Raw genomic sequence first — 8,605 nt, 5'->3', positions numbered from 1 at the left:
TTATAATGAAGCTAGCCGAAATCCTGTTGTTGAAGATGGAACTTTAGAAGACGATCAAAATAGAAGAGATTTTACAATAAATGCATTAGCTTTAAGTTTAAATTCAACGAATTTTGGAACATTATTAGATCCTTTTAATGGATTACAAGATTTAGAAAATAAGATAATTAAGACTCCATTAAATCCAGATATAACGTATTCAGACGATCCTTTACGTATGATGCGAGCAATCCGTTTTGCATCGCAATTAAACTTCACAATTGAAAAGGGCTCCTTAAATGCAATTTCCAAAAATGCAGAAAGATTGGATATTATTACCCGAGAACGTATTGTGGATGAATTTAATAAAATTATGCTTTCCCAAGTTCCTTCTGTTGGTATATTATTGTTGCATAAAACTAATTTATTAGAAAGATTTTTACCAGAACTTACTGATTTACAAGGTGTAGACGAAGTTGAAGGACAAAAACATAAAGATAATTTTTACCATACCTTAGAAGTAGTTGATAATATTTCTAAACATACAAATGATTTATGGTTACGTTGGGCAGCCTTGTTGCACGACATTGGAAAAGCGCCCACCAAAAAGTTTGATAAAAATGTTGGTTGGACATTTCATTCCCACGAATTTGTTGGGTCAAAAATGGTTTATAAATTATTTAAACGCTTAAAAATGCCATTGAATAATAAAATGAAATTTGTTCAGAAAATGGTATTTTTAAGTTCAAGACCTATTGTTTTAGCAACAGATGTAACGGATGCTGCTGTTAGACGTTTGGTTTTTGATACAGGTGATGATATTGATAGTTTAATGACACTTTGTGAGGCAGATATTACAACAAAAAATCCTATAAAATTTGAGCGTTATCATAATAATTTTAAAATGGTTCGTGAAAAAATTAAAGAAGTTGAAGAGCGAGATCATGTGCGTAATTTTCAACCACCAATTTCTGGAGAATTAATTATGGAAACGTTTAACCTAAAACCTTGTAGAGAAATTGGTCAGATTAAAGATGCGATAAAAGAAGCGATATTAGATGGTAAAATTGCAAATGACTATGATGAAGCGTATGCTTTTATGTTAAAAAAAGCTGAAGCATTAGGACTTAAAAAATAAATGAATAATTAAAATTGAATAATTTTTTCTTTTTTGAAAGCATTATTATTCAATTTCAGTCACTTTTCAGATAATCTCACGCAGTATCTCACAATTCATAATTCGTTATTTCTAATTATTAACATTATCTATTTAGCCTTCCAGTTATATTTCCTTCTAGAATTCCTAAAACTTCGTTAACTGAAGAAAAATTAACATCACCTTCATAAGTGTGTTTTAAAGCACTTGCTGCACTAGCAAATTCCATAGATTTTACATCGTCATAATGTTGTAAACCATAGATTAATCCTGCTGCAAACGCATCACCCGTTCCAATTCTATCAATAATATGTGTAATGTCCAGGTCTTTAGTTTCTCTAAATTCTTTTCCGTTCCACATTCTGGCTCTAATTTTATTCCAAGAAGAATTTACAGCTGTTCTAATTTTTTCAAACACTTTTTCAATTGAAGGGAATTTTAACATTAATTGTTGACTAGCCTCTATAAAATCTTCATTAGAATATCCAAATTTGGTATCTAATACTTCATTTATTTCATCAATACCACCAATAAATATGGTGGAATAATTTAATAAATCAACCAAAGCTTCTTTAGGGTTTTGACCATATTTCCACAAACCTTTTCTATAAGTAGGATCGGCAGAAATAATCATTCCTTTCTTTTTTGCAAATATTAAACCTTCTTTTAAAGTTTCGTAACCACCTTTACAAAGTGCAGGAGTAATACCTGTCCAATGAAACCATTTACCATCTTCTAAAGATTTTTCCCAATTTACCATACTTGGTTGAATTTCAGAAAATGAAGAATGCGAACGATTATAAGAAATAGTACTTGGGCGCATAACAGCACCAACTTCTAAAAAATAAACACCTAACGGACGTTGAGATCTTACAATTGCAGAAGTATCAACTCCAAATTTGCGTAAATAAGAAATTGCAGTATCTCCAACAAAATCATCTGAAATACAACTTATGTGCTTAACATCTCCACCAAAATTGGCAATGGAAATTCCAACATTTACTTCAGTTCCACCAAAATAAAATTCCAATAAGTTTGCTTGAATAAATTTTTTATTTCCTTCTGGAGATAAACGCATTAATACTTCCCCAAATGTAATAATCTGACTCATAATAATAGTTATTTTAAGTAAAGTTACAAATTGAACTAAAATTAGCCTAACCAATAATGAATTACGAACTGAATTATGGGATTTGTTAAATTTGAAGTATTAGCAATACTTGAACTAAAGAGCTTGCATAGTAACCAGCTTAAAATATTCACCTTTTTTGGCTAGTAATTCATCATGTTTACCTTGTTCTACAATTTTACCTTTTTGAAGTACTAAAATTAAATCTGCTTTTTGAATGGTAGATAAACGATGTGCAATTACTAACGATGTTCTATTTTCCATCATTTTTTCTAATGCTTTTTGCACCAACTGTTCACTTTCAGTATCTAGAGCCGATGTTGCTTCATCTAAAATCATTATTGGCGGATTTTTAAGGACAGCACGCGCTATACTTAAACGTTGCTTTTGTCCGCCAGAAAGGGTGTTTCCACTATCACCAATATTAGTTTCGTATTGGTTTGGCAAATCTTTTATAAATTCGTGCGCATTTGCAATAGTTGCAGCATCTTTAACTTCTTCTAAACTAGAGGTTTCTACTCCTAAGCTAATGTTATTTTTTACGGTATCATTAAATAAAATAGATTCTTGTGTTACAATGCCCATTAAACCTCTTAACGACTTTTGTTTGATATCTTTTATATCAATCCCGTCTATTTTTATAACACCTTTATTTACATCGTAAAAACGTGTAATTAAATTGGCTAATGTAGATTTTCCACTACCAGATTGTCCAACTAAAGCAACTGTTTGGCCTTTTTTAATATTTAATGAAAAATCTTTTAAAACATATTCATTTAAGTACTTAAAAGAAATCTTTTCGAAAGAAATTTCAGTATTAAAACTATTTTTATCTAAAGCAGTTGGTGTATCTACAATAGTATTTTCTGTTTCTAAAATATCTATAATTCGCTCTGCGGAAGCATTTCCTTTTTGAATACTATAAAAAGCTGTTGAAATTGCTTTTGCAGGATTTAACACTAAATAAAACAGTCCAATATAACCGAAAAATTCTTGTGGTTGCATATCGCTGTTTTCGCTTAAGACCAATCTTCCTCCAAACCATAAAATTGCTATGATGGTTGCTGAACCCAAGAACTCACTCATCGGAGAGGCCAATGTTTTACGTTGAATAACACTGGTCATTAAATTTCTAAATTTTGTAGTAGATGCTTTAAATTTATTTTCAATTTTGTCTTCGGCATTAAACCCTTTTATAACACGCAAACCAGTCAAGGTTTCTTCCATAAAAGATAAAAAAGTTCCAGTTTCTTGTTGTGCTAGTAAAGACTTTGCTTTTAATTTTTTGCTAATTGCGGAAATTATAAAACCAGAAACAGGTAATAAAATAAATACAAATAATGTTAGTTTTGCACTAATGGCAAACATTGATATTAACGTTAAAACAATTGTTAAAGGTTCACGTACAATGGTTTCTAAAGATGTTAAAAAAGAATTTTCAACTTCCTGAACATCAGAAGTCATACGTGCAATAATATCGCCTTTTTTCTTTTCAGAAAAGTAGGAGAGTGGTAGTTCTATAATTTTATGATATAAACTGTCTCTTAAATCTTTTACTACACCATTTCTTAAAAAGGCTAACACAAAAGAAGCTAAATAACGGAACAAATTTTTAAAGAAAAATAAACTAAAAGATAAAATACAAATAAAGAGTAAGGCTCTATCAATTCCTCCACTATCCATTAATTCCGTGACTTTATAATTTAAAGATCCAGAAACAAAGTCGTACAAACTTGAAATACCGTTATAAACGGGTTTTTCATATGTTGGTTCTTCTTTACCAAATAAAATTCCGAGTACAGGAATAAATCCTAAAACAGAAAGTACATTAAATAATGCATACAAAATATTAAAAAATATATTTAGGTATGCATATTTAATATAAGGTTTTGCGTATTTTAATATCTTTTTGAAATAATTCATTAAGATAGTTTCATTTCAGTAATAATTCGTTGAATTTTAGTATCTAATTCTGTTTCTACTTTTGCTGCATTCTTAATGGAATCCAATGGAGCTTTTACACTGAAATAAAATTTAATTTTTGGTTCAGTACCGCTTGGTCTTGCGGCAATTTTTGTTCCGTCTATAGTTTCGTAAATTAATACATTAGACTTTGGAATATCAATATCTTCAACAGTATTTGAAATTAGATTTGTTTTTGTTGATGCTTCATAATCATATACATAATTAACTTTAGAACCATCAATCTCAGTAACTGGATTTTCACGTAAATCTACCATCATTTGAGAAATTTGTTGTGCACCATCCATTCCTTTTTTAACAATAGCAATTAAATGTTCTTTGTAGAAATTATTATCTACATAAATTTGTAATAATTCCTGATACATAGAGCTACCTTTTGATTTTGCATCGGCAGCAATTTCACAAGCTAATAATGTAGAAGAAACAGCATCTTTATCACGCACAAAATCACCAATCATATAACCAAAACTTTCTTCGCCACCACCAATAAAATCAAGTGTTCCTTCAGCATCACGAATCATTTTAGCAATCCATTTAAAACCTGTTAAACTAACTTTAGATTCAACACCGTAGCGTTGGGCAATCTCACTTACTAAGTTTGTAGAAACAATTGTAGAACCCACAAACTGTTTTCCGTTTAATTTACCTGCTTCTTTCCATTTTTTAATTAAGAAGTTAGTCATTAAACACATTGTTTGGTTACCGTTTAAAAGTTTCATGTTTCCTTCTAAATCTCGAACTGCAATCCCCAATCTATCACAATCTGGATCTGTACCAATAACAATATCTGCGTTTATTTTATCTGCTAAATCTGTTGCCATTTTAAGAGCAGCAGGTTCTTCTGGATTTGGTGAAGCAACCGTTGGGAAATCTCCATTTGGAACGCGTTGTTCTTCAACAATATGAACATCGTTATAACCTGCTTTTTCTAATGCTTCAGGCACTGAAACAATAGATGTTCCGTGTAAAGAAGTAAATACAATTTTTAATTTATCACGATTTTTGGTGCTTTTGAAAGTTCCATTTTTTACACAGGAATCTGTAAAAACACTATCAATTTTTTCGCCTATAATTTCAATTAAATTTTCGTTTGCATTAAATTTAATTTCAGAAAATTCTAAACTATTAACTTCATCAATAATTTTAACATCATGTGGAGGAACAATTTGCCCACCATCATTCCAATATACTTTATAACCATTATATTCTGGCGGATTGTGTGAAGCTGTTAAAACAATACCAGCATCGCATTTTAAGTGTTTAACTGCAAAAGAAAGTTCTGGAGTTGGACGTAAATCTTCAAATAAAAATACTTTTATACCATTAGCTGAAAAAACATCGGCTACAATTTTTGCGAATTTTTGACTATTATGACGGCAATCAAAAGCAATTGCGACTTTAAGTTGTTTATTTGGAAAAGTTTGAATTAAATAATTAGACAGACCTTGTGTTGCCTTACCTAAAGTATATTTGTTAATTCGGTTGGTTCCTGCGCCCATTATGCCACGCATACCACCAGTACCAAATTCCATATCTTTATAAAATCGATCTGCTAATTGGTCTTGATCCGTATCTATTAATTGTTGAATTTCTTTTTTTGTTTCGTTATCAAAAGTCTCTGAAAGCCAAAGTGTCGCCTTTTCTAAATAATTATTCATAATATTTTAATGAAATTTTAATACAAAAATACTGTTATTCATCGTAAAATAATAGTACTAATTACTAAAACGTTTTATAAATTGATTTTGTTAGAAATAAAATATCTTTTTGTGTCGGATTTTGTACGCAGCATTATTTCTCCTAAAAAACCTGCTAAAAATAATTGTGTACCAATAATCATAGTTACTAATGCAATATAAAATTGTGGTCTTTCTGTAATTAATCTACCTGTAGGATTGAAAAATAGTTTGTCAATTCCTAAATAAAATGCAAATGTGCACCCTACAATAAACATTATTGTACCTAAAAACCCGAATAAATGCATAGGTCTTTTACCAAATGTTGATAAAAACCAGATGGTAATTAAGTCTAAAAACCCATTAATAAACCGTTCTATTCCAAATTTAGTTACACCGTATTTACGTGCTTGGTGTGCAACTACTTTTTCATCTATTTTATTAAATCCTGCATTTTTTGCAAGTACTGGAATGTAACGGTGCATTTCACCATTCACATCAATGCTTTTAATTACTTCTTTTTTATAGGCTTTTAAACCACAATTAAAATCGTGTAATTTTAAGCCAGAAGTTTTTCGGGCAGCAGCATTAAATAATTTTGAAGGAATGTTTTTTCTGATTTTAGAATCGTAACGTTTCTTTTTCCAACCAGAAATTAAATCGAAGCCATCTTTAGCAATTAAATTATACAATTCTGGAATTTCATCTGGACTATCTTGTAAATCCGCATCCATTGTAATTACAACATCGCCTTCAACCTCTTTAAAACCAGCGTTTAGAGCTTGTGATTTTCCATAATTTTTTTGAAAACGAATACCTTTTACGGAAGTATTTTTTTTTGAAAGTTGTTCTATAACTTCCCAAGAAGTGTCTGTACTACCGTCATCAATAAAAAGAATCTCGTAAGAATAACGATTGGATTGCATAACTTTTGCAATCCAATCATGTAATTCATTTAAAGATTCTTCTTCGTTAAGTAGTGGAATAACTACTGATATATCCATTTATTATATGTTCTTAATTATCTTCTTCAGTTCTTTTTAATATTAAACCTTCAATAAGTGAAATAATAAATCCAAAGAATAAACTTCCAACAATTCCCATTGCAGCTGCAATTAGCGGACTTGAGAATTTTTCTTGCATTCCTATCGCCATTTCTAATTGTTCGTCTGTCATATTAGGATTTTGTTCTAACATTTTTTCTTGACCAACTTTCATCATATTTTCCATAAAATCAGGTTCAATAAAGTTGATGAAAATTTGATTGTAAAGCACAGATATAATTGCACCTACTAAAGCAATTCCCAATCCAATTTTTATAGCTTCACCTAAACTTAAAAGATTGTTATTACCTTCTTTAAAGTTTTTTAAACCCATAAAAATAATTACAGCCATAATTACAAAGCTAGCTGCCATTACACCAAATCCTTGGTCATAAATTTTTCCCATTGCATAAATTGCAACTGAAAGAATAACTGAAACTACACCTAAAATTAGTCCATAGTTTAACATTACTTGTTTTGATGTTGTTGATTTTTGGTTTTCCATAATTGTTTTGTTTAGTTTTTAAGAATAACAAATATACTAAATACACATTTAGTAAAAAGATATTTTAATTAATATTACAGTTTGTTTTAATAATTTATTAGTAATCAGAATTTTAAAAATGTTACATAAAATTATAAAAAATTCGTTGTTTAAACTAAAAAATGATTGTAAATTTGCATCGGGCAAGTCCTACACAATCAGCTCCCTTTGAATCCTCCAGGGCGGGAACGCAGCAAAGGTATTAGGTTGTAGCGATGTGATGTAGGTAGCTTGCCTTTTTTTATTTTCCTGTCCTAAATCCATTCCAAAGTAAAGGATTTTTAAAATTTACATTTAATTTTTATCCTTCCCCAAACTTTTTAACTTTACAATCTTATAACTGTTAAACTTAATTAATGAATAAAGTTGTTTTAATTACTGGCGGATCTTCTGGAATAGGGAAATCTGTTGGAGAATTTTTATTAGAAAAAGGATTTATAGTTTATGGAACAAGTAGAAATCCACAGAAAATTCAAGATCATCTGTTTAAATTGGTAGCCTTAGATGTTACAAATATTGAAACTATTAATGCCGCAGTTGCGGAAGTAATTTCCAAAGAAGGAAGGTTAGATATTTTGATTAATAATGCAGGAATGGGAATTACAGGTTCAATTGAAGAAACACCCACTGATGAAATGCGTACTGTTTTTAATACAAATTTGTTTGGTGCCATTGATGTTATGAAAGCCGTTTTACCGCAAATGCGTAAGCAAAAAAGTGGTTTGATTATTAATGTAACTTCTATTGCAGGATATATGGGATTGCCTTTTAGAGGAATTTATTCAGCAACTAAAGGTGCGTTAGAAATTGTTACTGAGGCTATCAGAATGGAAGTGAAAAGTTTTGGAATCCAAGTAACCAATGTTGCTCCAGGTGATTTTGCAACAAATATTGCCTCAGGAAGGTATCATACACCTGTTTTTGAAAATTCACCTTACAAAAAAACATATCAAGAAAACTTAGATTTAATGGATTCTCACGTTGATAGTGGCAGTGATCCTTTAGAAATGGCAACTGCTATTTATAAAATTATTCAAACTCCAAAACCTAAAATACACTATAAAGTTGGAGATTTTATGCAGAAATTTTCAATTG

The 8,605-nt window shown here is 30.1% G+C and carries 7 protein-coding genes and 1 other RNA gene; 3 read left to right on the top strand and 5 right to left on the bottom strand.

Annotated features, from left to right (window positions below; translation table 11 throughout):
* Positions 1-1,117: CCA tRNA nucleotidyltransferase (locus AB1Z17_RS05830; protein WP_368050856.1), on the top strand; the 1,117-nt coding region annotated here is incomplete at its 5' end.
* 124 nt (positions 1,118-1,241) lie between these two features.
* Here the strand turns inward: AB1Z17_RS05830 and AB1Z17_RS05825 are convergent.
* From AB1Z17_RS05825 to AB1Z17_RS05805, 5 genes are all read right to left on the bottom strand, one after another.
* Positions 1,242-2,246, bottom strand: coding sequence for a sugar kinase (locus AB1Z17_RS05825; protein WP_368050855.1), 1,005 nt, complete (start codon positions 2,244-2,246; stop codon positions 1,242-1,244).
* A gap of 114 nt (positions 2,247-2,360) precedes the next feature.
* Positions 2,361-4,187: an ABC transporter ATP-binding protein gene (locus AB1Z17_RS05820; RefSeq protein WP_368050854.1), complete on the bottom strand. Its 1,827-nt coding sequence runs from the start codon at positions 4,185-4,187 to the stop codon at positions 2,361-2,363.
* On the bottom strand, positions 4,187-5,905 hold the full coding sequence (locus AB1Z17_RS05815; protein WP_368050853.1) for a phospho-sugar mutase: 1,719 nt from the start codon (positions 5,903-5,905) through the stop codon (positions 4,187-4,189). Before AB1Z17_RS05815 ends, AB1Z17_RS05820 begins: the two co-directional genes overlap by 1 nt.
* Before the next feature lie 74 nt (positions 5,906-5,979).
* Entirely contained in the window at positions 5,980-6,927 is a 948-nt protein-coding gene (locus tag AB1Z17_RS05810) for a glycosyltransferase family 2 protein (RefSeq protein WP_368050852.1), read from the bottom strand.
* Between the two features lie 13 nt (positions 6,928-6,940).
* Positions 6,941-7,471 carry a DUF4199 domain-containing protein gene (locus tag AB1Z17_RS05805; RefSeq protein WP_368050851.1) on the bottom strand — a complete coding sequence of 177 codons (531 nt, stop codon included), beginning with the start codon at positions 7,469-7,471 and terminating at the stop codon, positions 6,941-6,943.
* A gap of 180 nt (positions 7,472-7,651) precedes the next feature.
* Here AB1Z17_RS05805 and ffs point away from each other — a divergent pair.
* Together ffs and AB1Z17_RS05795 are read left to right on the top strand one after the other, a co-directional pair.
* Positions 7,652-7,750, top strand: an RNA gene (ffs, locus tag AB1Z17_RS05800) — signal recognition particle sRNA small type.
* 116 nt (positions 7,751-7,866) lie between these two features.
* Positions 7,867-8,605, top strand: a 739-nt coding sequence (locus AB1Z17_RS05795) for an SDR family oxidoreductase (protein ID WP_368050850.1), incomplete at its 3' end; no start/stop codon positions are given.

The sequence above is a fragment of the Lutibacter sp. genome, assembly GCF_040883305.1.
Taxonomy (GTDB): Bacteria; Bacteroidota; Bacteroidia; order Flavobacteriales; family Flavobacteriaceae; genus Lutibacter.
Note: the sequence above shows the minus strand (reverse complement) of the source record. Positions and strands in the feature narration are given on the sequence as shown.